The sequence below is a fragment of the Achromobacter sp. K91 genome (assembly GCF_003576205.1).
In the GTDB taxonomy this organism is placed as follows: domain Bacteria; phylum Pseudomonadota; class Gammaproteobacteria; order Burkholderiales; family Burkholderiaceae_B; genus Achromobacter; species Achromobacter aegrifaciens.
Genome location: NZ_QWFB01000035.1, coordinates 55,485 through 81,424 on the forward strand (window position 1 = coordinate 55,485; position 25,940 = coordinate 81,424).

General features: G+C 64.2%; 24 protein-coding genes. 2 read left to right on the forward strand and 22 right to left on the reverse strand.

Annotated features, from left to right (window positions below; genetic code table 11):
* Positions 1–11 precede the first annotated feature (11 nt).
* From rpsU to ndk, 17 genes are all read right to left on the reverse strand, one after another.
* Positions 12–224: a 30S ribosomal protein S21 gene (gene rpsU / locus DXK93_RS17920; RefSeq protein ID WP_006218592.1), complete on the reverse strand. Its 213-nt coding sequence runs from the start codon at positions 222–224 to the stop codon at positions 12–14.
* A 390-nt stretch (positions 225–614) separates the two neighbouring features.
* Positions 615–1,157, reverse strand: coding sequence for a phosphoribosyltransferase (locus tag DXK93_RS17925; RefSeq protein ID WP_042792860.1), 543 nt, complete (start codon positions 1,155–1,157; stop codon positions 615–617).
* A gap of 84 nt (positions 1,158–1,241) precedes the next feature.
* Positions 1,242–2,537 (reverse strand): adenylosuccinate synthase, encoded by a 1,296-nt coding sequence (locus DXK93_RS17930; RefSeq protein ID WP_199728304.1) that lies wholly within the window; start codon positions 2,535–2,537, stop codon positions 1,242–1,244.
* Between the two features lie 76 nt (positions 2,538–2,613).
* Positions 2,614–3,771: an ATP phosphoribosyltransferase regulatory subunit gene (locus tag DXK93_RS17935; RefSeq protein ID WP_054458643.1), complete on the reverse strand. Its 1,158-nt coding sequence runs from the start codon at positions 3,769–3,771 to the stop codon at positions 2,614–2,616.
* 264 nt (positions 3,772–4,035) lie between these two features.
* Positions 4,036–4,938: a protease modulator HflC gene (gene hflC / locus DXK93_RS17940; protein ID WP_054458645.1), complete on the reverse strand. Its 903-nt coding sequence runs from the start codon at positions 4,936–4,938 to the stop codon at positions 4,036–4,038.
* A gap of 18 nt (positions 4,939–4,956) precedes the next feature.
* Positions 4,957–6,255, reverse strand: coding sequence for an FtsH protease activity modulator HflK (gene hflK / locus DXK93_RS17945; RefSeq protein WP_054458647.1), 1,299 nt, complete (start codon positions 6,253–6,255; stop codon positions 4,957–4,959).
* A complete protein-coding gene (gene hflX / locus DXK93_RS17950; RefSeq protein WP_119450747.1) occupies positions 6,221–7,327 on the reverse strand; it encodes a GTPase HflX in 1,107 nt (368 codons plus the stop codon). Before hflX ends, hflK begins: the two co-directional genes overlap by 35 nt.
* 84 nt (positions 7,328–7,411) lie before the next feature.
* A complete protein-coding gene (hfq, locus tag DXK93_RS17955; RefSeq protein WP_006218585.1) occupies positions 7,412–7,648 on the reverse strand; it encodes an RNA chaperone Hfq in 237 nt (78 codons plus the stop codon).
* A 156-nt stretch (positions 7,649–7,804) separates the two neighbouring features.
* Positions 7,805–8,878 (reverse strand): histidinol-phosphate transaminase, encoded by a 1,074-nt coding sequence (gene hisC, locus DXK93_RS17960; protein ID WP_119450748.1) that lies wholly within the window; start codon positions 8,876–8,878, stop codon positions 7,805–7,807.
* A gap of 3 nt (positions 8,879–8,881) precedes the next feature.
* The gene (gene der, locus DXK93_RS17965) at positions 8,882–10,234 is read right to left on the reverse strand and encodes a ribosome biogenesis GTPase Der (RefSeq protein ID WP_054458654.1); all 1,353 of its coding nucleotides are present in this window, start codon (positions 10,232–10,234) and stop codon (positions 8,882–8,884) included.
* Between the two features lie 25 nt (positions 10,235–10,259).
* Positions 10,260–11,417 (reverse strand): outer membrane protein assembly factor BamB, encoded by a 1,158-nt coding sequence (bamB, locus tag DXK93_RS17970; RefSeq protein ID WP_054458655.1) that lies wholly within the window; start codon positions 11,415–11,417, stop codon positions 10,260–10,262.
* Between the two features lie 5 nt (positions 11,418–11,422).
* Entirely contained in the window at positions 11,423–12,061 is a 639-nt protein-coding gene (locus DXK93_RS17975; RefSeq protein ID WP_054458657.1) for a tetratricopeptide repeat protein, read from the reverse strand.
* 3 nt (positions 12,062–12,064) lie between these two features.
* A complete protein-coding gene (gene hisS, locus DXK93_RS17980; RefSeq protein ID WP_119450758.1) occupies positions 12,065–13,351 on the reverse strand; it encodes a histidine--tRNA ligase in 1,287 nt (428 codons plus the stop codon).
* 54 nt (positions 13,352–13,405) lie between these two features.
* The gene (gene ispG, locus DXK93_RS17985) at positions 13,406–14,692 is read right to left on the reverse strand and encodes a flavodoxin-dependent (E)-4-hydroxy-3-methylbut-2-enyl-diphosphate synthase (RefSeq protein ID WP_054458661.1); all 1,287 of its coding nucleotides are present in this window, start codon (positions 14,690–14,692) and stop codon (positions 13,406–13,408) included.
* A gap of 16 nt (positions 14,693–14,708) precedes the next feature.
* The gene (locus tag DXK93_RS17990) at positions 14,709–15,203 is read right to left on the reverse strand and encodes a helix-turn-helix transcriptional regulator (RefSeq protein WP_054458663.1); all 495 of its coding nucleotides are present in this window, start codon (positions 15,201–15,203) and stop codon (positions 14,709–14,711) included.
* Entirely contained in the window at positions 15,200–16,354 is a 1,155-nt protein-coding gene (rlmN, locus tag DXK93_RS17995; protein ID WP_054458665.1) for a 23S rRNA (adenine(2503)-C(2))-methyltransferase RlmN, read from the reverse strand. The genes DXK93_RS17990 and rlmN overlap by 4 nt, the downstream gene beginning before the upstream one ends.
* 44 nt (positions 16,355–16,398) lie before the next feature.
* On the reverse strand, positions 16,399–16,824 hold the full coding sequence (gene ndk / locus DXK93_RS18000) for a nucleoside-diphosphate kinase (protein WP_006393972.1): 426 nt from the start codon (positions 16,822–16,824) through the stop codon (positions 16,399–16,401).
* A gap of 341 nt (positions 16,825–17,165) precedes the next feature.
* Between ndk and DXK93_RS18005 the strand changes: the two genes are divergently transcribed.
* A complete protein-coding gene (locus DXK93_RS18005) occupies positions 17,166–20,060 on the forward strand; it encodes a valine--tRNA ligase (RefSeq protein WP_054458667.1) in 2,895 nt (964 codons plus the stop codon).
* Between the two features lie 77 nt (positions 20,061–20,137).
* Here DXK93_RS18005 and trmD read toward each other — a convergent pair whose 3' ends face one another.
* From trmD to rpsP, 3 genes are all read right to left on the reverse strand, one after another.
* Positions 20,138–20,962 (reverse strand): tRNA (guanosine(37)-N1)-methyltransferase TrmD, encoded by an 825-nt coding sequence (gene trmD, locus DXK93_RS18010; RefSeq protein WP_119450749.1) that lies wholly within the window; start codon positions 20,960–20,962, stop codon positions 20,138–20,140.
* Entirely contained in the window at positions 20,962–21,579 is a 618-nt protein-coding gene (rimM, locus tag DXK93_RS18015; protein WP_054458671.1) for a ribosome maturation factor RimM, read from the reverse strand. Before rimM ends, trmD begins: the two co-directional genes overlap by 1 nt.
* 89 nt (positions 21,580–21,668) lie before the next feature.
* Positions 21,669–21,929: a 30S ribosomal protein S16 gene (gene rpsP / locus DXK93_RS18020; RefSeq protein WP_054458672.1), complete on the reverse strand. Its 261-nt coding sequence runs from the start codon at positions 21,927–21,929 to the stop codon at positions 21,669–21,671.
* A gap of 423 nt (positions 21,930–22,352) precedes the next feature.
* On the opposite strand from rpsP, the gene DXK93_RS18025 reads away from it, so the two are divergent.
* Complete coding sequence (locus tag DXK93_RS18025; RefSeq protein ID WP_054458674.1) at positions 22,353–22,934, forward strand: hypothetical protein; 582 nt, start codon at positions 22,353–22,355, stop codon at positions 22,932–22,934.
* A gap of 72 nt (positions 22,935–23,006) precedes the next feature.
* On the opposite strand, the gene DXK93_RS18030 is transcribed toward DXK93_RS18025, so the two are convergent.
* Both DXK93_RS18030 and alaS read right to left on the reverse strand, forming a co-directional pair.
* Positions 23,007–23,276, reverse strand: a complete 270-nt coding sequence (locus DXK93_RS18030) for a sulfurtransferase TusA family protein (protein ID WP_119450750.1) — start codon at positions 23,274–23,276, stop codon at positions 23,007–23,009.
* A complete protein-coding gene (alaS, locus tag DXK93_RS18035) occupies positions 23,276–25,900 on the reverse strand; it encodes an alanine--tRNA ligase (RefSeq protein WP_054458677.1) in 2,625 nt (874 codons plus the stop codon). Before alaS ends, DXK93_RS18030 begins: the two co-directional genes overlap by 1 nt.
* Positions 25,901–25,940 lie beyond the last annotated feature (40 nt).

The following is a 25,940-nucleotide window of genomic DNA, read 5'->3' on the forward strand; positions in this document are numbered from 1 at the left end:
GGAATCAAAAATCAATACAGGCGCGGGGGCAGTTGTTGGCTACGGATGCGCTTGTAGTGGCGCTTCACAGCGGCGGCGTGCTTGCGCTTGCGCTCAGCCGTGGGCTTCTCATAGAACTCGCGCGAACGCAGCTCGGTGAGCAAACCGGTCTTTTCGATGGTGCGCTTGAAGCGGCGCAGAGCGGCTTCAAACGGTTCGTTTTCCTTCAGTCGAACGATAGGCATAAAGTGATTGGCCTGCTTGTAGGGTAACAAAAGTTGATGACAAACCTGGCTTGCTTACCAGCAACGCTGCGCGGGTCCAGGTACGCGTAAACGGCCTCGTCGATACCAAAATCATACCAACAGAGGCAGGTACCGCGAACGGGGAACCTTGAAAGCGCAATCCAGGCGCCGGACTCCGGCTTCAGCGCTGCTTGGCAGCCCTGAACCACAGACCCATCCCGGATTTCCGCTGGCTGTTTCCGTTACCCAAAGACTACCCAAAGAGTAACAAGCCAAGTTCGGTTTAGCGATAACCAGCGATTCTAGCATGGTCATGGCTGTTTTGACTACTGGAGGGACAGTCTGGCGCCCTGGGCGGCCAGAATGCCCTCTCCTGCCGAAACGCCATGCTCAGCTCTTGGAGCCCTTGCGGATCCAGGCCTCGAGCTGGTGCGGACGCAGGCTGTCGTAGTCTTCGAAAGGCTGGTGGATCCAGGGGTTCGTCGGCAGCTTGTCGACGTAGTAGTCCGGCGTCGCCTGGGAATGCCCCTTCCACCACAGCACCGCGCTGCGCAGTTCGGTGATGTCGGCAAACTGGCTTTTCAGGTGATCGTAGACCTTGCTGAAGGTCTTGCCGGTATCGACCATGTCGTCCACCAGCAACACTCGCCCGGACAGCGTGCCGCGCGTGATGGTGATGAACTGGGCGATATCCATGTCGCCCTGCTTGGTGCCGGCCGCTTCGCGATAGCTGCTCGTGGCCAGGATGCCCAGCGGCACGTCAAAAATACGGGACATAACGTCACCGACGCGCATGCCGCCGCGCGCCAGGCAAAGAATCTTGTCGAACTTCCAACCCGATTGATGCACCTGCAAGGTAAGGCGCTCGATCAGGCGGTTGTAGTCGTCCCACGTCACCCACAGATGGCTGTCATCATTGGTCGGCGTGCTCATAGGCAAGCATCTCCTGCTTAATAAATACGAAAAGGCCGCCGCCGGTATGAGACCGGCGGCGGCCTTGCGAATAATAACCCGATGTCAGCCCTTCAGGGGATGACGCAGCACAATGGTTTCATTGCGGTCCGGGCCGGTCGACACCAGGTCGATGGGCACGCCGCAAACTTCGGCCACGCGCTCCAGGTAGCGACGCGCCGCCTGGGGCAGCTTGTCGTACTCGGTGATGCCGACGGTGGATTCGCTCCAACCCGGCAGCTCTTCCAGCACCGGCTGCGCCTGCGCCACGGCATGCGCGCCATAAGGCAGCACATCGCGGAATTCGCCGTTGACGCGGTAGCCGACGCCCAGCTGGATGGTTTCCAGACCATCAAGCACATCCAGCTTGGTGATGCACAGACCGGTGATGCCGTTCAGGCGGACCGAGCGCTTGAGCGCGGCGCCGTCGAACCAGCCGCAGCGGCGCGGACGGCCCGTGACGGAACCGAATTCCTTGCCGATCGTGGCCAGGCGGGTACCGATCTCGTCGACCAGCTCCGTGGGGAACGGACCCGAACCGACGCGAGTCGTATAGGCCTTGGTGATACCCAGGACGTAGTCCAGTTGCTGCGGACCGACGCCCGCGCCTGCCGAGGCGGCGCCAGCAACGCAATTGCTGCTGGTGACGAAAGGATAGGTGCCGTGGTCGACGTCCAGCAAAGCGCCTTGCGCGCCTTCGAACAACAAGCGCTTGCCTTCCTGCTGCATGGCGTACAGGTTGCTCGACACGTCCTTGACCATCGGGGCGATGGCCGGAGCCAGCGCCATGGCCTGGTCGCGCACTTCATTGGCGGAAACCGCCTCGGCGCCCAGGTACTTGGTCAGCACGAAGTTGTGGTAATCCAGCACTTCGGCGAGTTTTTCGTCGAACAGCGCGGGACTGAACAGGTCCTGCACGCGCAGCGCGCGGCGGGCGACCTTGTCTTCATAGGCCGGGCCGATGCCGCGACCGGTCGTGCCGATCTTGCCGTCGCCCTTGCGCGCCTCGCGCGCCTTGTCGATGGCGACGTGGTACGGCAGGATCAGCGGGCAGATTTCGGAAATCTGCAGGCGCGAACGCACGTCCAGACCGGCGGCCTCAAGCTCTTCGATTTCCTTGAGCAGGGCTTCCGGGGACAGCACGACGCCGTTGCCGATGAAGCAGGTGACGCCGGGATGCATGATGCCCGACGGGATCAGGCGGAGAATCGTCTTCTTGCCGTTGATCCACAGCGTATGGCCGGCATTGTGACCGCCTTGGAAGCGGACCACGCCCTGGACGGATTCCGCCAGCCAGTCGACGATCTTGCCCTTGCCCTCGTCACCCCACTGGGTGCCGATTACGACTACGTTCTTGCTCATGTTACGAATCAATATCGAGTTTCTCGGGAAATCCGGAAATCTCCCCGCGGCCCTCTCGTTGCCGAGAGGGGGTTAGTCACAGCGTTCTGACCGTCCAGGCGCCATCCTGCAGCGCCAGCTCGCGATCGCAAACGAATTCGTCCTGATCCTGCTCGTGACCGGGCAATACCTGAACGACAATTTCCCCCGACCGGCGCAGGCGGCGCACCGCCTCGGTCAGGGCGGGGGCTTGCCCCCAGGGCGCACGTACCGCACGCGCCCTTTCCGCCGGCGGCAAACCCGCCGCCAGCTTGCGTAAATCAAGACTGAAGCCGGTGGCAGGACGGGCCCGACCAAACGCACGGCTGACATCGTCATAACGGCCGCCGCTGACCAGCGCATCGCGCCAGCCTTCGGCATACAGCGCGAACTTCACGCCGGAATGGTAGCCATAGCCGCCCACGTCGGCCAGGTCCACGCCGAACGCCACATTGGGCATGGCGTCGACCACCAACTGCAGCGCGTCCAGCGCAGCCACGACACCCGGCAGCAGAGGGAGTTCACGGCGCGCCTCCTGCAGCACTTCCGGCCCGCCGTATAGCTTGGGCAGCAATTGCAGGGCTTTCAGGGTCTCTGCACGCAACCCGGGAGCCCGCTCGGCCAATTCACCCAGTCCGGGAACGTCCTTCTCGCGCATCAGCAGGATGACGTCCTGCGACAGGGCCGTCGCCGCCGGATCGGACTCCAGCAGCGCGCGCAGCACGCCCGGATGGCACAGATCGAGCCTAGGGTTACGCACGCCGGCAATCGCCACGGTTTCCAGCACCAGCTGGATGATCTCCAGGTCGGCCTCGAAGCCGGCGTGGCCGTAGATTTCAGCACCGATCTGCAGCAGCTCGCGGCTGGCCAGCAGGTCCGCCGGGCGGGCATGCAGCACATTGCCGCAATAGCACAGGCGGGTAACGCCAGCGCGGTTCAACAAATGCGCGTCGATGCGCGTAACCTGAGGCGTCATGTCCGCGCGCACGCCCAGCGTGCGTCCGGACAATTGATCGACCAGCTTGCAAGTGCGCAGATCCAGATCGCTGCCCGTGCCGGACAACAATGAATCGATGTATTCGACCAGGGGCGGCGCGACCAGCTCGAAACCGTAAGTGCGATACAGATCGAGAAGTTCGCGGCGCAATTCCTCGATGCGCCGGGCCTCTGCCGGAAGTACGTCGGCAAGGCTCTCGGGCAGCAACCAGTTACCCATGAATGTTTACCTGAAGAACGCCAAGTGATGCGTGGGCGTCGCCCAAACGAAAAAGCGGCTGAGGGGGCGTAAGCCCGCTCAGCCGCTGCGGAATGTTTTCTAGCTTACGGGGTATTGTACATGGTTCGGCGGCCAATGCCAGCCGGGACTGCCGCGGCAGCGTAACCGTCCCCTATTGCGGGGAATTCGGGATGCCGCCTTGCCAGCAAGCAAAAAGCCCCTTGGACTTCCAAGGGGCTTTTCTTCCGCATTACCGTCGCCGCATCACTTGGCCGGCACGGTCACCGGCGCCAGGGCGTCGCCGGTGGGGTCCTTCATGAACTGGAAGAAGCTGGAGCTGGGGTCGACCACCAGCACGTCGCCCGGCTTCGAGAACGAAGCGCGGTAGGCCTCCAGGCTCTTGTAGTACGTGTAGAACTGCGGGTTCTTGCCGTAGGCCTGCGAATAGATCGCGGCAGCCGCGGCATCGCCCTCACCCATGATGCCCTGGGCCTTGGCGTAGGCTTGGGCCACGATGACTTCACGCTGGCGGTCAGCTTCGGCGCGGATCTTTTCGCCTTCGGCGGCGCCGATGGAACGCAGCTCGTTGGCGACGCGCGTACGCTCCGCTTCCATGCGGCGATACACCGATTCCGAAATTTCCGGCGCAAACTCGATGCGGCGCAGACGCACGTCGACGATCTGGACGCCCAACGGTTCGGCGCGCTTGGCGACGTTGGTCAGGATTTCGGCCATGATCTTGTCGCGTTCGGTCGAGACCACGTCGCGCACCGTGCGCACGTTGACCGAAGCGTTCAACGCGTCGCGGATCAGCGCCTGCAGGCGCTCCTGCGCCACGCGCTCGTTGCCGCCGGTGGACACGTAGTACTGGCGCGGATCCAGAATGCGCCACTTGACGTACGAATCGATCAGCAGGTTCTTCTTTTCGGAAGTCTGGATGCGTTCGGCTTCGTTGGTTTCGATGGTCAGAATGCGCTTGTCGAGCGTCACGACATTCTGGAACGGAGGCGGCGCCTTGAAGTAAAGGCCGGGTTCGTTGATGGTCTTGCGTACTTCACCCAGCGAGAACACCAGGGCGTAGTCGCGCTCGCGCACGACGAAGACGCAGGAAGACAGGGCGGCCAGCACGATGAGCAGGCCGACCAGGATAGGCATGAGACGTTGCATGATCAGGACTCCTCCGGGTTAGCGCGACGTACGGTCGCGAGGCAGCGTGTTGCTATTGCTGCTGCCGGAAGACTGAGGCACCGGCGCGGCGCTGCCGCGAGCCGGCGACTGCGCGGGCGGAGCCAGCGTGGTCGAACCGGAACCGGCGACACCGGACTTGCTGGCGTCCTGAGCGGCCAGATGCATGATCTTGTCCAAGGGCAGGTACAGCATGTTGTTGTTGCTCTTGGTGTCGACCATGACCTTGCTGGCGCGCGTGAAGATCTCCTGCATGCTCTCCAGATACATGCGCTGGCGCATGACCTGCGGCGACTTTTCGTATTCGCCGAGGATGCTGGTGAAGCGCGAGGTATTACCCTGGGCGTCACCGACAACCTTGGCCTTGTAGCCTTCGGCCTGCTCCGTCATGCGGGAAGCCTGGCCGCTGGCCAGCGGCACGACCTGGTTGGCGTAGGCCTGGCCTTCGTTGATCTGGCGCTCGCGGTCCTGGCCCGCCTTGACGGCGTCGTCGAACGCGGCTTGCACCTGTTCAGGCGGCTGCACGTTCTGGATGGCCACAGTACTGACCTGCACGCCGGTCTGGTAGCGGTCCAGGATCTGCTGCATCAGGGTTTGCACTTGCGTGGCCACCGTGGTGCGGCCTTCGTAGAGCACGAAGTCCATGGACTGCTTGCCCACGACTTCGCGCATGGCCGTTTCTGAGGCCTGGCGGACGGATTCATCCGGATCGCGCGTCATGAAGAGGTAGTCGGGCGCGCCATCGGCACGCAGGCGGTACTGCACGACGAACTGCATATCGACGATGTTCTCGTCCGTCGTGAGCATCAGCGCTTCAGGCAGAACCTTGTTGCGTGCGCCGCCACGGAAACCGACTTCGAACGTGCGCAGTTGCGACACGTTGACCATTTCGTGGCTTTGAATGGGGTACGGCAGGCGCCATTGGAAACCGGCTTGCGACGTCGACTTGTACTTGCCGAACTGTGTCACAACCGCGACCTGGCCTTCCTGCACGATGTAGAAACCGCTGGCCAGCCAGATGCCGGCCGCGACCAGGGCGATCACCCCCAGGCCGATGCGCGCACCGCGCGGCGACGGCGGCGTCATGCCGCCGCGGTTTCCGGGGCGGTTATTGCCGCCCCCGCCCTTGCGCCCGAACAACGATCCGATGCGATTGTTGAAATCGCGCCAGACCTCGTCCAGGTCGGGAGGGCCGTCTCCGTTGCCTTGGGGCCGCTTGGGCGGCGGCTCGGAGCCATTGTTGTTCCCACGACCCCAGCCGGGGTCATTCAGATTGAAGAGTTTGATAATTCGCGGCATTGTTTCCCACAATCTGTCCGGTTTCCGCAATTGCCCCGCGCAACGCATCCAAACCGGCGCGCTCGGTGGCGCTTACAAATACTCGCGCAATCGTACCATGTGCATCGCGTTCCACCCGCGGCTCCAATCCGGCAAGATCGATCTTGTTGTAGACCAGAATGGTGGGAATCGAGGCCGCGCCGATTTCGGCCAGAACCTTGTTCACCTCGAAGATCTGCTCATCGCGCTGCGGGCTGGCGGCATCGGCCACGTGCAGCAGCAGGTCGGCATGCACGGTTTCTTCCAGGGTGGCGCGGAACGCCGCGATCAAGCCGTGGGGCAGATCGCGGATGAACCCGACCGTATCGGACACCACCACCGAGCCCGCCCCTTCGATCCAGATGCGGCGCGTGGTCGTATCCAGCGTCGCGAACAACTGGTCGGCGGCGTAGCTGTCGGCGCGCGTCAAGGCATTGAACAAGGTGGACTTGCCGGCGTTGGTATAGCCGACCAGCGATACCGACAGCGCACCGCCGCGCGCGCGCGCCCGGCGCTGGGTCACGCGCTGGCGTTCGACCTTGTCCAGCCGCTCGCGCAGCACCTTGACCTTGGCGCCGATCATGCGGCGGTCCATTTCGAGCTGGGATTCACCCGGTCCGCGCATGCCGATACCGCCGCGCTGCCGCTCCAGGTGGCTCCACATGCGGGTCAGGCGTGTGGCCAGATGCTGCAGCTGGGCCAATTCGACCTGCAGCTTGCCTTCATGGCTCTTCGCGCGCAGCGCGAAGATGTCGAGAATGAGCGCAACGCGATCCACCACGCGCAAGTTGAAGGCGCGTTCCAGGTTGCGTTGCTGTGCGGGGGACAGCGGCTGGTCGAAAAGGACGATGTCGGCCAGCAAGGCCTGGGCCATCGCCACGCCCTCATCGGCCTTGCCTGAACCGATGAAGAACTTGGCGTCGGGTCTGTCCCGCCGTGCCGTCAAGGTGCCGACGATTTCCGCGCCAGCGCCCTTGGCCAGCATGGCGAATTCCTCGGCATGGGCCGCGAAGTCCGGATCTCCCAGATCCACGCTGATAATCAGAGCGCGCATACATGCACCATATTGGAGCCAAAGCGAAAATGCCCGCCGACGAGGACCGTCCGGCGGGCAATAAAAGGTAAAGCTGGAGCGAGATTACTCAGCAGGGACTTCCACCTGGAAATTCACGGCGCGCGCGGGGACGACGGTCGAGATGGCGTGCTTGTAGACCATTTGCGTGACCGTATTGCGCAGCAGCACCACGTACTGGTCGAAGGATTCGATTTGCCCTTGAAGCTTGATGCCGTTCACCAAGTAGATCGACACGGGCACATGGTCCTTGCGCAGCGTGTTCAGGAACGGATCTTGCAGAGTTTGCCCTTTATTGCTCATTGGCCAGGCTCCATTTGTTTGTTATTGAGTGGTGGCGTACTTCTGTACTGGTGGGGTACGCCGAAACTTGTACTCTACAGGGTTTTCCCGGCCCGTGCTACTTGGGCAGGAAGCAAAAGTGACACCAGAGTTTTCCGACTGGAAAGCTGCTGCCGCTCAAGCCTGCAGGACCTCCGCAAGCGCCTTCAACAGCAGTTCGCACTGCTCGTCGGTGCCCACGGTAATTCGCAAAAATTGATCGATGCGTTCATGGCGGAAATGACGCACGATGATGCTGCGCTCGCGCAAGGCGGCAGCCAGACCGGCGGCATCCTTGTTGGGGTGCCGTGCGAACACGAAGTTCGCAGCCGAGGGCAGCACCTCGAAGCCCAGGGACTGCAGCCCCTCCGTCATCCGCGAACGGGTGTCGATCACGGCCTGGCGGGTGCGTTCAAAGTACTCCACGTCTTCCAGGGCCGCCACCGCTCCCGCGGAGGCAAGGCGGTCGATGGGGTAGGAGTTGAAACTGTTCTTTACACGCTCAAGCCCGTCGATGAGTTCGGCGCTGCCTACGGCAAAACCGACGCGCAAGCCCGCCAGCGAACGCGACTTGGACAGCGTCTGCACCACCAGCAGATTGTCGTAGCGGTCCACCAAAGGAATGACGGACTCTCCGCCAAAATCCACGTAGGCCTCATCCACCACGACGACTGCGTCGGGATTGCCGGCCACGATGCGCTCGACCTCCGCCGCGCTGAGGGCGCGGCCGGTGGGCGCATTGGGATTCGGGAAGATGATGGCGCCCGCCTGCCCCTTGGCGCCGGGCAGATAGTCTTCGACTGCGATGCTGAAATCGGCCGTCAGCGGCATCGTTTCGTACTGGATGCCGTACAGGCCGCAATAGACCGGATAGAAGCTGTAGGTAATGTCCGGAAAGCGCAGCGGGCGTTCATGCTTGAGCAACGCAAGGAAGACATGCGCCAGCACTTCGTCGGAGCCGTTGCCTACGAAGACCTGGCCGGGCTGCACACCGACCGTGCCGGCGATGGTCTGCCGCAGGCGGTCGGACGAAGGGTCCGGATAGAGCTTAAGGGTGTCGTCGCAGGCCGAGCGGATCGCGTCGAGCACCCTGGGCGACGGGCCGTAAGGATGCTCGTTGGTGTTCAACTTGACCAGATTCTGAAGCTTGGGCTGCTCGCCCGGAACATACGGACTGAGCGTCCCGACCACGGGACTCCAGAAGCGGCTCATGGATCAGCTTTCCTGCGTGTAGGGGTTGTGCGAAGACTTGAATTCGATGCGCAGCGGCGTACCGGCAAGGTCGAACGCATTGCGGAAGCGCGTTTCCAGGTAGCGGCGATAGGAGTCCGGAATGGCGTCCAGCGCATTGCCGTGGATGACGACCAGCGGCGGGTTCTGACCGCCCTGGTGCGCATAGCGCATCTTGGGACGGAAGATACCCTTGCGGGGCGGCTGCTGCTGTTCGACAGCGATCTGCAGCTCGCGCGTCAGCTTGGGCGTGGACAGCTTGGCGAACGCCGCGGCGTGCGCCGCGTTGATCGACTTGAGCAAGGGCTTCACGCCCTGCCCGCGCAGCGCCGAAATGGTGTGCATGCGCGCGAACGACAGGAAGCGCAGCTTGCGCTGGAATTCGCGTTCGATGCGTTCCTTGGCTTCGCCGTCCAGGCCATCCCATTTGTTGATGGCCACGACCACGGCGCGGCCCGTTTCCAGCACGAAGCCTGCAATGTGCGCATCCTGCTCGGAGATCTCGGTCTGCGCGTCCAGCATCAGCAGCACGACGTTGCTGGCCTCGATGGCCTGCAGCGTCTTGATGACGGAGAACTTCTCGACCGCCTCGAATACCTTGCCGCGCTTGCGCAGGCCTGCGGTATCGATCAGCGTGTAGCGGCGGCCGTCGCGCTCGAAGTCGATCTCGATGGCGTCGCGGGTCGTGCCCGGCATGTCGAACGCGATCACGCGCTCTTCGCCCATCAGGGTATTGATGAGCGTGGACTTGCCCACGTTGGGACGGCCGACGATGGCCAGCTTGATGCGGTGATCGTGCTCAGCCTCTTCGAATGCGTCTTCCTCGGCGGGCGGCTCGGCCAGGTCCTGGAGCGCCAGCTCGATCAGGTCGACGATGCCATCGCCGTGCGCCGCGGAAATCGGATAAGGCTGACCCAGCCCGAGCTCATGGAACTCGGAAATGGCGCCGCTGGCGCCCATGCCTTCCGCCTTGTTCACCGCCAGCAACACGCGCTGCTGCCCGGACTTGCGCAGCAGCTGGGCGATTTCGTGGTCATGGGCATTGATGCCCGCACGGGCATCAACCAGGAACACCACGACATCGGCCTCGGCGATGGCCTGCCGGGTCTGGCGGGCCATCTCCAGCAGGATGCCGTCCTTGGCGACGGGCTCGAAACCACCGGTATCGATGACGATGAAGGGGATCTCGCCTACCCTGCCCTCGCCGTAATGGCGATCGCGGGTCAGGCCGGAGTAATCGGCCACCAGCGCGGCGCGCGATCGCGTCAGGCGGTTGAATAGGGTCGACTTCCCCACATTGGGGCGGCCGACCAGGGCGACGACAGGCTTGAAAGACACGGTGTAAGGCTTTGTTCTATAGGTTTTAGTTGGCGCCGATCAGGACGAGGTTGCCATTACCCGTCTGGACCAGCACACCTTGGGATGTAGTCTGCGGCGGCGAAACCACTGGACCACCGCCCACCGACAGGCGCGCCATCAGGCTGCCGTCGCTGCGCGACAGGAAATGCACGTAGCCGTCCAGGTCGCCCACTGCCAACGCACCGCCGAGCATGGCGGGCGCGGTGACCTGGCGGTTCTTCAAGGCCGCCTGCTTCCAGACGTTGCCGCCATTATCCAGCGCAAAAGCGTTGATCACGCTGTTCTGGTCCGCCGCATAGGCGAAACGCTCGTCCAGCGACAAGCCGCTGACGCTGGAGAAGTCCTTGGCCCACATCGGGCGGCCGCCGGCCGTGACGTCGAAGCAGACGATACGTCCCTGGTAGGCCACGCCGCAAAGCAGATTGCCCGCGATACGGGGCGCACCGACCACGTCAGTCAGGCGCTCCAGGTCGCTGGCGCCGCGCGGCGTCGCCACGGTGCCTTCCCATTGCACGTTACCACTATTGGAGGCAATGGCCATCAGTTTGCCGCCCGGCAGGCCGGTAATGACCAGGCCTTCGGCCAGGACCATCTGCGACACGCTGCGCAGAGCCAGCGAGGGGCCGGGACGCTGCACGTTCCAGACGCGTTCGCCGCTGTTGGCGTCGAAGGCCTGGATGCGGTAGTCGCCGCTGCGGACCACGACGATGCCATAGCCCACGACGGGCGGAATGGTCACATCGCTGGTGGCACGAACCTTCCACTTCACCTTGCCGGTGTCGTCAAAGGCAATGACGTCGCCGTTCGGCGAGGCCACAGCGGTGGTGGTGCCATCGCTGCCGGCGCCGGCGGACAACTTGCCGTCGACACTGGCCTTCCAGATGGCGCGGCCGCTTTGCAGGTCGAATTTGCCGACCGAACCATCGGGCGTGGCGGCGTAGATGGCGTCGCCCAACACCGTGGGCGCAAAGCCCAGTCCGGAACCGCTGCCGACCGAGACGCTCCAGACCTGGCGCACGGACATGCCGGCCTTGTATTCGGTCAGGGGCGCGGGATCGTAGCGGCCGTCATCATGGGAGAACATGCCGCATCCGCCCAGGGCGAGCAAGCCCGCCAGGCAAACGGCGCCACGCCACGTACGGCCAGGTGCAAATTTACGCATTACAGTCACGCTCCGCTCAGGGCATCCAGTTTCAGTTGCACAACCTGGGTCAAGGGATTTGCCGTACCCAGGCCATCGATGGCGCTTTGCCAGGCGGCGCGCGCTTCCTCGCGCTTGCCCTGCGCGGCGAGGATATCGCCGCGGCGATCCGCGTACAAGGCGGCGAAGGCCGCCGGCGGGTTGTTCAGCTGCGCCAGGGCGGCATCGTATTGCTTCTGGTCCAGCAGCATGCCGGCCAGGCGCAGGCGCGCCACCGACTGCATCGACGGGTTCTTGCCCTGGGCAGCCAGCCATTCCAGCTGCTCGCGGGCGCCGGCGTCATCCTTTTGGGCCTGCAGCGCCTGGGCCGCCACCAGCGCGCCGCGCGCGGCGTAGCCGGTGGACGGATACTGCTCGCGCAGCGTGGCCGCGGCGGTCTTGATGCGGACCGAGGAATCGGCGCCACCCAGGCGCGCCGCGTCTTCCAGCGCTTCGAAGTAGCCCATGGCCTGGTTGGCGCGGTGCGATTGGTAGGCCTTCCAGCCCCACCAGCCGCCCCAGGCCAGCGCCACCGCCGCCACCAGCGTGACCACCAGGGTGCCGTAGCGCGCCCACCACGCCTTGATTGCGTCGAGTTTTTCCTGTTCTTCGAGATCGTATGCCATGCATTAACCCTTGTTATTCAATACGTCGGCCAATCCCGCCAACGGGACTTGCTGTTGGGCCGATTCGCCCTGCGCCTCGGCGCGCAGGAACTTGACGCTGGCCGTCTGCGCAGCCACTTCGTCGGCGCCAAGAATAACCGCAACACGGGCGCCGCTGGCATCGGCGCGCTTGAATTGCGACTTGAAGCTTGCGGGACCCGCATGCACGATGACCGACAGGCCGGCATCGCGCAGGTCTTCACCGACCCGGGCGGCCAGGCGCTGCGCCTCTTCGCCTTGGTGCACGACGTAGACGTCGCACTCGGCCGGCTGTTCCACCTGCACGCTCTGCTCCCAAAGGTCCAGCAGGCGCTCCATGCCGATCGCAAAGCCCACCGCGGGCGCGGGCTTGCCGCCCAGCAGCTCGATCAGGCCGTCGTAGCGGCCGCCGCCGCACACGGTGCCCTGGGACCCGAGGCGGTCGGTGACCCACTCGAACACCGTGAGGTTGTAGTAGTCCAGCCCGCGCACCAGGCGCGGATTCAGGCGATATTCGATACCGGCGTCGGCCAGGCGCTGGCACACGCCGTCGAAGTGCGCGCGCGACTCCTCGCCCAGGAAGTCGAACAGGCGCGGCGCGCTGTCGGCCATTTCCTGCATGGCGGGGTTCTTGGTGTCGAGGACGCGCAGCGGGTTGCTGTACATGCGGCGCTGGCCGTCTTCGTCCAGGATGTCGCGGTGCTTTTCCAGGTGCTCGATCAGGGCGGCGCGGTGAGCGGCACGCTCGGCCGGCTGGCCCAGCGAATTCAGCTCCAGGCGCACGTCGGTCAGGCCCAGCAGCTTCCAGAGGCGGGCCAGCATGACGATGAGTTCGGCGTCCACGTCGGGACCGGCAAAGCCCAGGGCCTCGACGTCGATCTGGTGGAACTGGCGGTAGCGGCCGCGCTGTGGGCGCTCGTGGCGGAACACGGGGCCGATGGAATAGACGCGCTGCGGGCGGTCATAGAGCAGGTTGTGCTCGATGGACGCGCGCACGATGCCCGCGGTCATTTCCGGACGCATGGTCAGCGATTCGCCGTTGAGCGCATCGGTGAAGGTGTACATCTCTTTTTCGACGATATCGGTCACTTCGCCGATGCCGCGCGCGAACAGGCGCGTATGCTCAAGCACGGGCGTACGCACATTGCGATAGCCGTAGCCGCGCAGCCAGCCGCGCACGATTTCCTCGAATTGCTCCCAGCGGGCGCTGGCCCCTGGCAACAGATCATTCATGCCGCGTATGGCGGCGACTTTCTGGAAAGCTTGAGTCATCTTGATCATGCCGCATCGCGCGCCGGCAAGCGCGCTAGCAGCCACACCCTTACTTTAGTGAGAGGCAGGCGCGCCATAGCGGCGCGCGACGTAGTCTTCGACAATGGCCTGGAACTCTTCGGCAATATGGTCGCCCTTGAGCGTGACCGTGCGTTCGCCGTCGACGAACACCGGCGCCGCCGGCACTTCGCCAGTGCCGGGCAGGCTGATGCCGATATCGGCATGGCGGCTTTCGCCCGGCCCGTTGACCACACAGCCCATGACCGCGACGTTCATGCTTTCGACGCCGGGATACTGGGCGCGCCAGAGCGGCATCTGGCGACGCAGGTAGGTCTGGATGCTGTCGGCCAGTTCCTGGAAGAACGTGCTGCTGGTGCGGCCGCAGCCGGGGCAGGCGACGACCATGGGCGTGAACGCGCGCAGACCCATGGTCTGCAGGATTTCCTGCGCCACGATCGCTTCGCGGCTGCGGTCGCCGCCGGGTTCGGGCGTGAGCGAGATGCGGATGGTGTCGCCGATGCCCTGCTGCAGCAGCACGGCCAGCGCGGCGGTGGAGGCCACGATGCCCTTGCTGCCCATGCCGGCTTCGGTCAGGCCCAGATGCAGCGGGTAGTCGCAACGCGCGGACAGGTCGCGATAGACCGCGATCAGGTCCTGCACGTGGCTGACCTTGCAGGACAGGATGATCGCGTCGCGCCGCAGACCAAGCTCTTCGGCGCGCTGTGCGTTGCTGATGGCGGACACCACCAAGGCATCGCGCATCACGGCCTGCGCTTCCCACGGTTGGGCGCGCAGGTTGTTCTCGTCCATCTTGCGCGCCATCAGTTCGTGATCCAGGCTGCCCCAGTTCACGCCGATACGCACCGGCTTGTCGTAGCGGCAGGCCACTTCGATCATCTGCGCGAAGTTGTCGTCGCGGCGCTTGCCCCCGCCCATGTTGCCGGGGTTGATACGGTACTTGGACAGCGCTTGCGCGCATTCCGGGAACTGGGTCAGCAGCTTGTGGCCGTTGTAGTGGAAATCGCCCACCAGCGGCACGTTCACGCCCATGCGGTCGAGCTGTTCGCGGATGGCGATGACTTCGCGCGCGGCTTCAGGGGTGTTCACCGTGATCCGCACCAGCTCGGAGCCGGCCTGGGCCAGCTCCTTGACCTGGATGGCGGTGGCAATGGCGTCCGCCGTGTCGGTGTTGGTCATGGACTGGACCACGACCGGGGCGTCGCCGCCGATCTTCACGACACGGTCGCCCCACTTCACCGCCACCGAACGCGTGGCGCGGCGCTCAGCCGCCCCCACGGAGGGAGGCGGGGCATCCTGGCAAGGCAGAGAGGATTCTTGCATCGGTGGAACCGGGTTGTTACTTGGTCGACTTCGGCAGCCAGTCCGACGGCAGCCAGTGCTGCGGCAGCCAGCCTTGCCAGAAGGCATACGCCACGCCGGCGGCCAGCACCAGCACGATGGCAATGAGCCAGCCCCAGGAGGTCGAGGACGAACGGTCGTCGTCGGCGCCTGACTGGGGAATGGAATGCGCCGAATGCAGCGCGCCCGGGCTAAGCTTCACCGGGCCGGTGACGCGCGCCTTGGGGTCGAGCGAATCGACGATGGTTTGCGAGTCCGCGCCCAACAGACGCGCATAGTTGCGTACCAGGCCGCGCAGCGAAACGCCGGTGGGCAGGTTGGCCCACTGCTCGTTTTCCAGGGCTTCGATCTGCTTCGTGGAAAACTTGATGCGGCTGGACACTTCGTCGAGCGACCAGCCCTTGGACTGGCGCAGCGCGCGCAATGCCGAGCCGATGCCTCCCGCAGCGCCTGCGGGCGTTTCTGAAACTGCCGAAGCGAAATCCTGCGTCATGCGTGCACCTGTTTAATTGGTATGGTCTGGCGCTGTGCGGCGTTCCGTTCGGTGATCCGGGTACGGTCGCGCACTTCTCCGGCCAGTTGGCCACAGGCCGCATCGATATCGTCACCCCGGGTCTTGCGGACGGTGGTGATGATGCCGGCGTCCATCAGACGCTGCGCAAACACCTTCACCCGCGCCGAGTTCGAGCGCTTCAGGCCGGACTCGGGAAAGGGATTGAACGGGATCAGATTGAGCTTGCAGCGCAGCTGGCGTGCAATTTGGATCAGTTCCTTGGCGTGCTGGTCGGTATCGTTGATGCCGTCCAGCATGCAGTATTCAAAAGTGATGAAGTCGCGCGGGGCGAACGCCAGATAACGTTCGCAGGCCGCCAGCAACTCCTTCAGCGGATATTTCTTGTTCAGCGGCACCAGCTCGTCGCGCAGCGCATCGTTCGGCGCATGCAGGGACACGGCCAGGGCTACGGGACAGTCCTGCGACAGGCGGTCCATCATGGGGACCACGCCGGAGGTGGATACGGTGACGCGGCGGCGCGACAGGCCATAGGCGTTGTCGTCCAGCATCAGGCGCAAGGCGGGCAGGACCTGGTCGTAGTTGAGCAGGGGTTCGCCCATGCCCATCATGACCACGTTGCTGATGACGCGGGTGTCTTCGGTGGCGCGGGCGCTTTCCAGGCGGGCGGTGCCGATGTCGGCCTCCAGCACGCGCTTGGCCCACCACAGCTGGCCGATGATCTCGCTGGTCTTCAGGTTGCGGTTGAAGCCTTGGTGCCCGGTCGAGCAGAAGCGGCAGTTCACCACGCATCCGGCCTGGCTGGAAATGCATAGCGTGCCGCGGTCGTCCTCGGGAATGAAGACGGTCTCGATGGCATTGCCCTGTCCCACGTCGAACAGCCACTTGCGGGTGCCGTCGGTCGAGCGCTGCTCGATGTTGACGGGCAAAGCCTCGATGCGGCAATGCTGCGCAAGCTGGCCGCGGAATTCGCGGGCCAGGTCGGTCATGGCGTCGAACGAATCGGCGCCGCGCTGGTGCATCCAGCGCTGCAACTGGCGGGCCCGAAACGGCTTGCCGCCCCACTTTCCGACCAGTTCGGACAGGGCGGAGCCGTCAAGCCCCAGCAGATTGATTCGTTCGACGGATTCCATGACCTGGGTAAAACTCAAAAGCTAGAACAGATGTTCCGCGAGAATCAACGGCTGTGGATGTTGATTTCGGGGAAGAAGAAAGCGACTTCGACAGCGGCCGTTTCCGGAGCGTCCGAGCCGTGCACGGCGTTGGCGTCGATGCTGTCGGCGAAGTCGGCGCGGATGGTGCCAGGAGCCGCCTTCTTGGGGTCGGTGGCGCCCATCAGGTCGCGGTTCTTCAGGATGGCGTCTTCACCTTCCAGCACTTGCACGAACACCGGGCCGGAGATCATGAAGTCGACCAGATCCTTGAAGAAGGGGCGTTCCTTGTGCACGGCGTAGAAACGCTCGGCGTCGGCGCGCGACAGCTGGGCCAGGCGGGCGGCGATGACCTTCAGGCCGGCTTGTTCGAAACGGCCGACGATCTGGCCGATGACGTTCTTGGCGACGGCGTCGGGCTTGATGATCGAGAGGGTGCGTTGAATGGACATAAGAACTCCAAAAACTGATTTCTGACTTGGTTTCTGTGAATTGCCTGGCGTGGATCTGCGCTTGTCGGTGTCACCCTTGAAGCGTCATCGCGCTGTTGGCGCACGGGGCGGTCCGAAACGAATGCATGTTTCGGGCCGTCCCGAACCACTGGTCCAAGGCAGGGATTCGACACTGCCTACCTGTCGGACTCACCCGGAATCCTCAATGAATTCAGGGACTTCTAAAAGGTTTACAGTAACCCGGTATTCTAACACGCTGAGAAGACCGCATTACATCTTAAAATGTGCGGTTTGCCGCCCGCGTCCCTAGCCCGGGCGCCCCTGTTTGCCGGAACCCTGCAATGACTCAAGCTGCTCCCCCGAACGCCGCGAACGCCGCGAGCGATACCCAGGAACTCTCCAAGAGCTTCGAACCCTCCGCGCTGGAATCCCGCTGGTACGCCGAGTGGGACAAGCGTGGGTACTTCCAGGCGGGCCAGCATGTAAAAACGGGGACCGAAAGCCAGCCCTACGTCATCCAGTTCCCGCCGCCCAACGTGACGGGCACCCTGCACATGGGCCACGCCTTCAACCAGACCATCATGGACGGCCTGGTGCGCTACCACCGCATGCTGGGCGACGACACCGTATTCATCCCCGGCACCGACCACGCCGGCATCGCCACGCAGATCGTGGTTGAAAGACAGCTGGACGCCGAGAAGGTTTCCCGCCACGACCTCGGCCGCGAGAAATTCGTGGAAAAAGTGTGGGAATGGAAGGAAAAATCCGGCAACGCGATCACCAGCCAGGTCCGCCGCCTGGGCGCTTCGGCCGACTGGCCGCGCGAGTACTTCACCATGGACGACCGCATGTCGCGTGGCGTGGTGGAAACCTTCGTGCGCCTGCATAAACAGGGACTGATCTACCGCGGCAAGCGCCTGGTCAACTGGGATCCGAAGCTGCTGACGGCCGTATCCGACCTGGAAGTGGTTTCCGAGGAAACCGACGGCCACATGTGGCACATCCTTTACCCCTTCGTCGATGGTCCGCAAACCATCGTCGACAAGGACGGCCAGACCGTCACGCTGCGCGGCCTGACCATCGCGACCACCCGCCCGGAGACCATGCTGGCCGACGGCGCGCTGTGCGTGCACCCCGAAGACCCGCGCTACAAGCACCTGGTCGGCAAGCTTGTGGAACTGCCGCTGTGCGACCGCAACATTCCCATCATCGCCGATGATTTTGTCGACCCCGAGTTCGGCACGGGCTGCGTGAAGATCACTGGCGCCCACGACTTCAACGACTACGCCTGCGCGCTGCGCCACGATCTGCCCATGATCGTGATCTTCACGCTGGATGCCCACATCAACGAGAACGGCCCCGCGCAGTTCCAGGGCATGGAGCGCTACGTGGCCCGCAAGGCCGTGGTCGCGCAACTGGAAGCCGAAGGCTATCTGGTCAAGGTCGAGGCGCATAAGATGATGCAGCCCAAGGGCGACCGCACCGGCGTCGTGCTGGAGCCGATGCTGACGGACCAGTGGTTCGTGGCGATGAGCAAGCCCGCCCCCGAAGGCACGCTGAATCCGGGCAAGAGCATTACCGAGGTTGCACTGGAAGTCGTGGCCGACGGCCGCATCCAGTTCTATCCGGACAACTGGACCACCATCTACAACCAGTGGCTCAACAACATCCAGGACTGGTGCATTTCGCGCCAGCTCTGGTGGGGCCACCAGATTCCGGCCTGGTACTCGGAAGACGGCCAGGTCTTCGTCGCGCACGACGAAGCCGAAGCCACGGCGCAGGCCCGCGCGGCCGGCGTGACTGGCGAGCTCAAGCGCGACCCGGACGTGCTGGACACCTGGTTCTCGTCGGGCCTGGTTCCCTTCACCACGCTGGGCTGGCCGGAAAACACGCCGGACCTGCAGCGTTACCTGCCGTCCAGCGTGCTGGTCACGGGCTTTGACATCATCTTCTTCTGGGTGGCGCGCATGGTGATGCTGACCACCCACCTGACCGGCCACATCCCGTTCAAGCACGTCTACGTGCACGGCCTGATCCGCGACGCGGACGGCCAGAAGATGAGCAAATCCAAGGGCAACACGCTGGATCCGGTCGACCTGATCGACGGCATCGACCTGGACGGCCTGGTGGTCAAGCGCACCTACGGCCTGATGAATCCGAAGCAGGCCGGCGCCATCGAAAAGGCCACCCGCCGCCAGTATCCGGACGGCATCCCGGCCTTCGGCACCGACGCGCTGCGCTTCACCATGGCGGCTTACGCCACGCTGGGTCGCAACATCAACTTCGACCTGAAGCGCTGCGAGGGCTACCGCAACTTCTGCAACAAGCTGTGGAACGCCACGCGCTTCGTGCTAATGAACACCGAAGGCCACGATCTGACTGGCCCGGAAACCGGCGAAACATCCTTTGTGGACCGCTGGATCGTCAGCCAGCTGCAAGCGCTGGAAGCCGACGTGGCGCGCGGCTTTGCCGACTACCGCTTCGACAACATCGCCAATTCGCTTTACCGCTACGTGTGGGACGAGTACTGCGACTGGTATCTGGAACTGGCCAAGGTCCAGATCCAGACCGGCACGCCGGCCCAGCAACTGGGCACGCGCCGCACGCTGATCCGCGTCCTGGAAGGCGTGCTGCGCCTGGCGCACCCGATCATTCCGTTCATCACGGAAGAGCTCTGGCAAAAGGTGTCGCTGGTGGCCGGCAAGCGCAAGGAAGGCGTCGCCGACAGCGTCAGCGTCCAGCCCTACCCGCAGGCCAACCCCGCCGCGATCGACACCGCCGCCGAAGCCGACGTGGCCGAACTGAAGGCGCAGGTCGAAGCCGTGCGTGCGCTGCGCGGCGAAATGAACCTGTCGCCCGCCCAGAAGGTGCCGCTGTGCGCGCAGGGCGATGCCCCCACCCTCACCCGCAACGCGCCATACCTGGCTGCGCTGGCCAAGCTGAGCCAGGTCGAGGTGCTCGACGCCCTGCCCGACGCCGGCGCGCCGGTCCAGGTCGTGGGCGGCAGCCGCCTGATGCTGCACGTCGAAATCGACGTAGCAGCGGAACGCGTGCGCCTGGACAAAGAAATCGCGCGCCTGGAAGGCGAAATCGCCAAGGCCAACGGCAAGCTGTCGAACGCCAGCTTCGTCGAACGTGCGCCGGCCGCCGTGGTCGAACAGGAAAAGGCGCGCATGGCGCAGTTCGGCGAAACCCTGGACAAGGTGCGTGAACAGCGCGCCAAGCTGGGCAACTAAGCCCCATCCCAGCACTGGAAACAAAAAACCCCGGAACGTTGTTCCGGGGTTTTTTTATTTCATCCGAAAAGGAAGCGTCAGGAAGTCGCGGGCGGCTTGGGCCGGGATGGCCGGCGCCGCTTGGCTGGTTCCGGCAGCGGCTTGCCCGCCAGCTCGGCCAGATAACGCTCGTCAGCCAGGGTGAGCGCCCCTTTTGCGCGAGCAGCCTCGATCAATTCAGGACGCCGCGCCGCGGTCAACTCCAGCGAACGCTCACGCCGCCAGCGGGCGATGTTCGCGTGATGCCCGCTAAGCAAGGGCGCGGGCACGGGCTCGCCTTCGTAAACTTCGGGGCGCGTGTAGTGCGGACTGTCCAGCAGGCCGGACAAGGCGTCGTTGAACGAATCCTGCAGCGCGGACTCGCCATCGTTGAGCACGCCGGGCAACAGCCGCACGGCGGCGTCGATCACGGCGAGCGCGGCGATCTCTCCGCCAGACAGCACGAAATCGCCCAGCGAGATTTCCTGCGTGACGCAGCGCGCAATGAAACGCTGGTCCACGCCTTCGTAGCGGCCGCAAATGAGGATGAGCCCCTCGCTTGCCGCCAGGGATTCGGCGCCCGCCTGATCGTAGCGCCGGCCGACCGGAGCCAGCAGCGCGACAGGGGCGCGACCCAGGCCTAGCGCGGCGCGCGCGTCCTGGGCGGCGTTGACGGCGGCTTCCAGAGGCCCCGCCATCATCACCATGCCGGGGCCGCCGCCGTAGGGGCGGTCGTCCACGGTACGGTGCACGTCGTGCGTGAAATCACGGGGATTCCAGGCATGCAGGGACCACCGGCCCTGGGCATGCGCCCGGCCGGTGACACCCAGGTCCCGCACTACCCCGAACATTTCGGGAAAGAGCGTAACGACGTCTATACGCATCAAATATCCGCCGGCCAGTCGCTGTCTATGCGGCGAGCTGACAGATCGACGGCGTGTATGTGCGCGCGCACGAACGGAACAAGCATTTCGGCGGGCCGGCCCTTGGCGTTCAGGACGGGCTCGGGGCCTTCAGCCCCAGCCTTCTGGCGCAAGACCCTCAGCACGGCATGAGCGCCGTTATCGAGAACCTCGTCGACCACGCCCAAGAGCGCAGGCTCACCGTCGGCGCTGGTGTACAGCGCGCAACCGATGAGATCGACCCAGTAGTATTCGTCTTCCTCTGGCGCAGGGAAGGATCCCCGCGGCGCCTGCACGGAACAACCGCGCAGGGCTTCGGCCTGATCGCGATCCGCAATGCCCGCCAACTGGGCCACCACGGTGGCCCCTTGCGAACGGACTTGCACGACCTTGTATGCGACAGGCGCAGACGCGACAACGCCCCGCGCCAATTCAGGCACAGGGCGAGTCAACCACCATTGAGATGCTGAGAGCAGCACTTCGGCATTGGCCGAATGCGGCTGCACTTTGACCCAGCCTTTCACACCGTAGGCTGCACTGATGCGGCCCAGCTCGATCAAATCCGTCGGCGCCGCGTTGGAGGTTGCGGCATCAGGCATGTATCGTGCTCTTGGTAACTATGAAGCAGCTATGAATGGCAGCTTTTAAAGCGCGGTAAAGCTCAGGGCTTGGTCTGCGACGCGGGCAATTAAGCCGCGGCGGAAACCTTGGCCGAGTATTCTTTGACCAGACGCTCGACAGCGGGCGACAGTTGGGCGCCGTTGCTGGTCCAGTGCTGCACGCGATCCAGCGCAATGCGCAGGGCTTCCGTGCCTTCGCTGGCTACGGGGTTGTAGAAACCCACGCGCTCGATGAAACGGCCGTCGCGACGGTTACGCGAATCGGTGGCCACCAGGTTGTAAAACGGACGCTTCTTGGACCCACCGCGGGCCAGGCGAATCACCACCATAGGTAATCCCTTGAATTAGTTGTGAAAAACGGGAAATTCTAGCACTTAAACAGGCCGGCTGGCAAATGGCAGTGCTGAATTGTGCGTAGCGGCGCGATTTGTATCCTAAAACACCACATCCGGGTATTCTACAAACACGGGCCGGGGCCCGCGCCGCAGTTCGAAGTGTAGCCGCCCTGCCCCTCTCTTGCTTGTCTTAGTGCGTCAGAACTCAGTGCGTGTGAAGAAATAACCCGATTGAGGAGATCGGTTTTATGTCGACCTACGCAAGACCCCGCGCTTTGATCTTCCCTGCCGCCTGTCCACGGCGCCGCCACCGCACCGGCTTCAAGCCATCCCCCTGAGGGCGGCCTTTCGGCCACCTGCTCCCCCATTTTTTCGGCGTTTTTTCCCCAACTTCCTCTAACCGGAGGGTGCACCACCATGAAGAACCAGAAATCAGTCTTCACCCCTGTTGCGCGCCTGGCCCTGGCGGGCTTGCTGGCGGGTACGTTGGCCATGCCGCTTGCCGCCTCGGCCCGAGTCGTGGGCGCCGCCCTGACGACCGCCTCCGGCAAGGTCACCGCAGTGGATCCAGCCACCCGGACCATCACGCTGCAAGGCGAAAACGGCAATAGCGTGGACATCCAGGCTGGCCCCAATGTCCGCAACTTCCAGCAGATCAAGCCTGGCGACACGCTGACCCTCGACTACTACGAGTCGGTGGCTGTGGACGTCCGCCCGGCCGGGTCCGGCATTCCGGAAGTGAAGACCGAAACCGCGGCAACCCGCAACGCCAAGGGAGCCATGCCCGGCGGCGCAGCCGGGCGTCAGACCACCATCACCGCCGAAATCTGGCACATCAACAAGAGCGCCAACCTGGTGACATTGAAGGGACCGCAAGGGGGCATGCGCACCATCCAGGTCCAGGATCCCGCCTTGCAGGCGCGCCTGCAGCAATTGAAGGAAGGCGATCTGGTGGACTTCACGATCACCCGGGCTGTCGCCGCCGCCATCCGCAAGTAATCGGCACTCTCCCCATGAGAAAAGGCCCGCCTTGCGGCGGGCCTTTCGCATGGGGAGTACTGCTGGCTACGGTCAGCGCCGCCGCAGGAAATGCACTCCGCGGCCGTCGACCTCCTGTTGTGCGACCAGCGCATTGCCCGTCTGGCGAGCAAAGGCCTGGAAGTCGCGGATTGCGTTGCGATCCGTGGTGATGACGCGCAGCACTTCGCCGCTGGCCATCTGCGCCAAGGCCTTCTTGGCGCGCAGGATGGGCAGCGGGCAGGTCAAGCCGCTGGCATCGACTTCCTGCTCGAAGGACGGCGCCTGCGCGCCGCCATCAAGACTGGTATCCGCGCCGCTCATCACAGACGCTCGTCCACCCATTTCTGCACGCTGGCGATCGCCGCGGGCAGGGCCGCCAGGTCGGTGCCGCCGCCCATGGCCATGTCCGGACGGCCGCCACCCTTGCCGCCCACCTGGGCCGCCACGAAACCAACCAGGTCGCCCGCCTTGACACGGCCGGTCAGGTCGGCGGTGACGCCGCCCACCACGCTGATCTTGCCGTCGGCCGAACCCGTGGCCAGCAGCACGACCGCGGGCTTCAGGCGGTCCTTGAGGTTGTCGACCATGCCGCGCAAGGCCTTGGGGTCCACATCGCCGATGCTGGCAGCCAGGACCTTGATGCCCTTGACCTCAACTGCGGCGCTGGTCGCCAGGTCGTTGCCGGCGCTGGCGGCAAGCTTGTTGCGCGACTGTTCCAGATCCTTTTCAAGGCTCTTGACCTGTTCCTGCACCTGCGCGATGCGCGCCGGCAGATCCGCCGGCGTGCTACGCAGCATGCCGGCAACCTGGGTCAGCAAGGCATTCTGGTTCTGCACCCAGGCCAGCGCGTTGTCGCCGGTGATGGCTTCGACGCGGCGCACGCCCGCGGCCACGCCGCCTTCGGACACGATCTTGAACAGGCCGATGTCGCCCGTGCGGCTGACGTGCGTGCCACCGCAGAGTTCGCGCGAGAAGCCGATATCGAGCACGCGGACGGTGTCGCCGTATTTTTCGCCGAACAGCGCCATGGCGCCGCCCTTGACCGCGTCGTCATAGCCCATGACCTGCGCCACGGTAGGCTGGTTGGCCAGGATCTCGGCGTTGACGATGGCTTCGACGCGCGCGATCTGCTCGGCCGTCAGCGGGGCGTCCTGGGCGAAGTCGAAGCGGGTCTTGTCCGGATCCACCAGCGAACCGCGCTGCTGCACGTGCGCGCCCAGCACCTGGCGCAGCGCCTTGTGCATCAGATGGGTGGCCGAGTGGTTGCGCACGGTGCGGGCGCGGCGGACGGCGTCCACGCGGGCAAGCAGCGTATCGCCCACGGACAGCGTGCCGGACTCCAGCTCGCCGTGATGGCCGAAAACGCCGGCCTGGATCTTCAGGGTGTCGGCCACGGCGAAACGCACGCCGTCGGCTTCCAGCAGGCCGGTGTCCCCAACCTGCCCACCCGACTCCGCGTAGAACGGCGTGGCGTCCAGCACGACGACCGCGCTCTGGCCCGCCTTGACCTGCTGCACCTGCGTGCCGTCGACGTACAGGGCCGTGACCTTGACGCCATCCAGCTCGAGCTTTTCGTAGCCTTCGAAGCGCGTGTCCGCGCCTTCGTAGCTCAAGCCTTCGGCCATCTTGAACTTGCCGGCGGCGCGCGCCTGGTCGCGCTGGCGCTCCATGGCGACCTCGAAGCCGGCCATGTCCACATCCACTTCGCGTTCACGGCAGATGTCGGCCGTCAGGTCCACCGGGAAGCCGTAGGTGTCATACAGCGTGAACAGGGTCGTGCCGTCCAGCTGACCGCCCTTGGGCACGTTGGCCAGGGCCGAATCGAGGATGCGCATGCCGTGTTCCAGCGTTTCGCCGAAGCGCTCTTCTTCCTGCTTGAGCACCTGGGCGACGCGGTCGGCCGTGGCCGCCAGTTCCGGATAGGCCTCGCCCATTTCGGCGACCAGGTCCGGCACCAGGCGATGGAAGAACGGCTTGGTCTGGCCCAGCTTGTAGCCGTGGCGCAGCGCGCGGCGGACGATGCGGCGCAGCACATAGCCGCGGCCTTCGTTGCTGGGAATCACGCCGTCGACGATCAGGAACGAGCAGGCGCGGATGTGGTCGGCGATGACCTTGAGCGAATTGTCTTCCAGGTTCTTGATGCCGGTTTCGCGCGCAGCGGCGGCGATCAAGTGCTGGAACAGATCGATTTCGTAGTTGGAATGCACGCCTTGCAGCACGGCGGCGATGCGTTCCAGGCCCATGCCGGTATCAACACAGGGACGCGGCAGGCGCGGCATATTGCCGGCGGCATCGCGTTCGAACTGCATGAAAACCAGGTTCCAGATCTCGATGTAGCGGTCGCCGTCTTCCTCGGGCGATCCCGGGGGGCCGCCCCAGATTTCAGGACCGTGGTCATAGAAGATTTCCGAGCACGGGCCGCAAGGACCGGTGTCCGCCATCTGCCAGAAGTTGTCCGAGGCGTAGCGCGCGCCCTTGTTGTCGCCGATGCGGATGATGCGCTCGGTCGGCACGCCGACTTCCTTGGCCCAGATGTCGTAGGCTTCGTCGTCTTCCTGGTAGACGGTGACCCAGAGCTTCTCGGCGGGCAGCTTGTAGACCTGGGTCAACAGCTCCCAGGCGTACTGGATGGCGTCGCGCTTGAAGTAGTCGCCGAAGCTGAAATTGCCCAGCATTTCGAAGAACGTATGGTGGCGGGCGGTGTAGCCCACGTTCTCCAGGTCATTGTGCTTGCCGCCGGCGCGCACGCTGCGCTGCGACGACGTGGCGCGCGTATAGGACCGCGATTCCTTGCCCGTGAAGACGTCCTTGAACTGGACCATGCCCGAATTGGTGAAGAGCAAGGTCGGGTCGTTGCCGGGGACGAGCGACGACGAGGGAACAATGGTGTGTCCCTTGGACTTGAAGAATTGCAGAAACTGCTGGCGAATCTCGGAGGATTTCATCGTGGGCGAAGCAGAATTTAGGCGAATTTTTGATTATAGA

Bases quoted from the DNA above. Each gene is read 5' to 3' on its own strand.
- DXK93_RS18030 (WP_119450750.1), bottom strand. From the start codon at position 23,276: ATGAGCGGCGCGGATACCAGTCTTGATGGCGGCGCGCAGGCGCCGTCC.
- ndk (WP_006393972.1), bottom strand. From the start codon at position 16,824: ATGTCCATTCAACGCACCCTCTCGATCATCAAGCCCGACGCCGTCGCC.
- hflK (WP_054458647.1), bottom strand. From the start codon at position 6,255: ATGCCGCGAATTATCAAACTCTTCAATCTGAATGACCCCGGCTGGGGT.
- rimM (WP_054458671.1), bottom strand. From the start codon at position 21,579: ATGCCTGATGCCGCAACCTCCAACGCGGCGCCGACGGATTTGATCGAG.
- DXK93_RS18005 (WP_054458667.1), top strand. From the start codon at position 17,166: ATGACTCAAGCTGCTCCCCCGAACGCCGCGAACGCCGCGAGCGATACC.
- hfq (WP_006218585.1), bottom strand. From the start codon at position 7,648: ATGAGCAATAAAGGGCAAACTCTGCAAGATCCGTTCCTGAACACGCTG.
- rpsP (WP_054458672.1), bottom strand. From the start codon at position 21,929: ATGGTGGTGATTCGCCTGGCCCGCGGTGGGTCCAAGAAGCGTCCGTTT.
- DXK93_RS18025 (WP_054458674.1), top strand. From the start codon at position 22,353: ATGAAGAACCAGAAATCAGTCTTCACCCCTGTTGCGCGCCTGGCCCTG.
- hflX (WP_119450747.1), bottom strand. From the start codon at position 7,327: ATGCGCGCTCTGATTATCAGCGTGGATCTGGGAGATCCGGACTTCGCG.
- DXK93_RS17930 (WP_199728304.1), bottom strand. From the start codon at position 2,537: ATGAGCAAGAACGTAGTCGTAATCGGCACCCAGTGGGGTGACGAGGGC.
- hisC (WP_119450748.1), bottom strand. From the start codon at position 8,878: ATGAGCCGCTTCTGGAGTCCCGTGGTCGGGACGCTCAGTCCGTATGTT.
- DXK93_RS17975 (WP_054458657.1), bottom strand. From the start codon at position 12,061: ATGGCATACGATCTCGAAGAACAGGAAAAACTCGACGCAATCAAGGCG.
- DXK93_RS17925 (WP_042792860.1), bottom strand. From the start codon at position 1,157: ATGAGCACGCCGACCAATGATGACAGCCATCTGTGGGTGACGTGGGAC.
- rpsU (WP_006218592.1), bottom strand. From the start codon at position 224: ATGCCTATCGTTCGACTGAAGGAAAACGAACCGTTTGAAGCCGCTCTG.
- hisS (WP_119450758.1), bottom strand. From the start codon at position 13,351: ATGACTCAAGCTTTCCAGAAAGTCGCCGCCATACGCGGCATGAATGAT.
- hflC (WP_054458645.1), bottom strand. From the start codon at position 4,938: ATGCAACGTCTCATGCCTATCCTGGTCGGCCTGCTCATCGTGCTGGCC.
- rlmN (WP_054458665.1), bottom strand. From the start codon at position 16,354: ATGGAATCCGTCGAACGAATCAATCTGCTGGGGCTTGACGGCTCCGCC.
- alaS (WP_054458677.1), bottom strand. From the start codon at position 25,900: ATGAAATCCTCCGAGATTCGCCAGCAGTTTCTGCAATTCTTCAAGTCC.
- DXK93_RS17990 (WP_054458663.1), bottom strand. From the start codon at position 15,203: ATGACGCAGGATTTCGCTTCGGCAGTTTCAGAAACGCCCGCAGGCGCT.
- DXK93_RS17935 (WP_054458643.1), bottom strand. From the start codon at position 3,771: ATGGGTAACTGGTTGCTGCCCGAGAGCCTTGCCGACGTACTTCCGGCA.
- bamB (WP_054458655.1), bottom strand. From the start codon at position 11,417: ATGCGTAAATTTGCACCTGGCCGTACGTGGCGTGGCGCCGTTTGCCTG.
- ispG (WP_054458661.1), bottom strand. From the start codon at position 14,692: ATGCAAGAATCCTCTCTGCCTTGCCAGGATGCCCCGCCTCCCTCCGTG.
- trmD (WP_119450749.1), bottom strand. From the start codon at position 20,962: ATGCGTATAGACGTCGTTACGCTCTTTCCCGAAATGTTCGGGGTAGTG.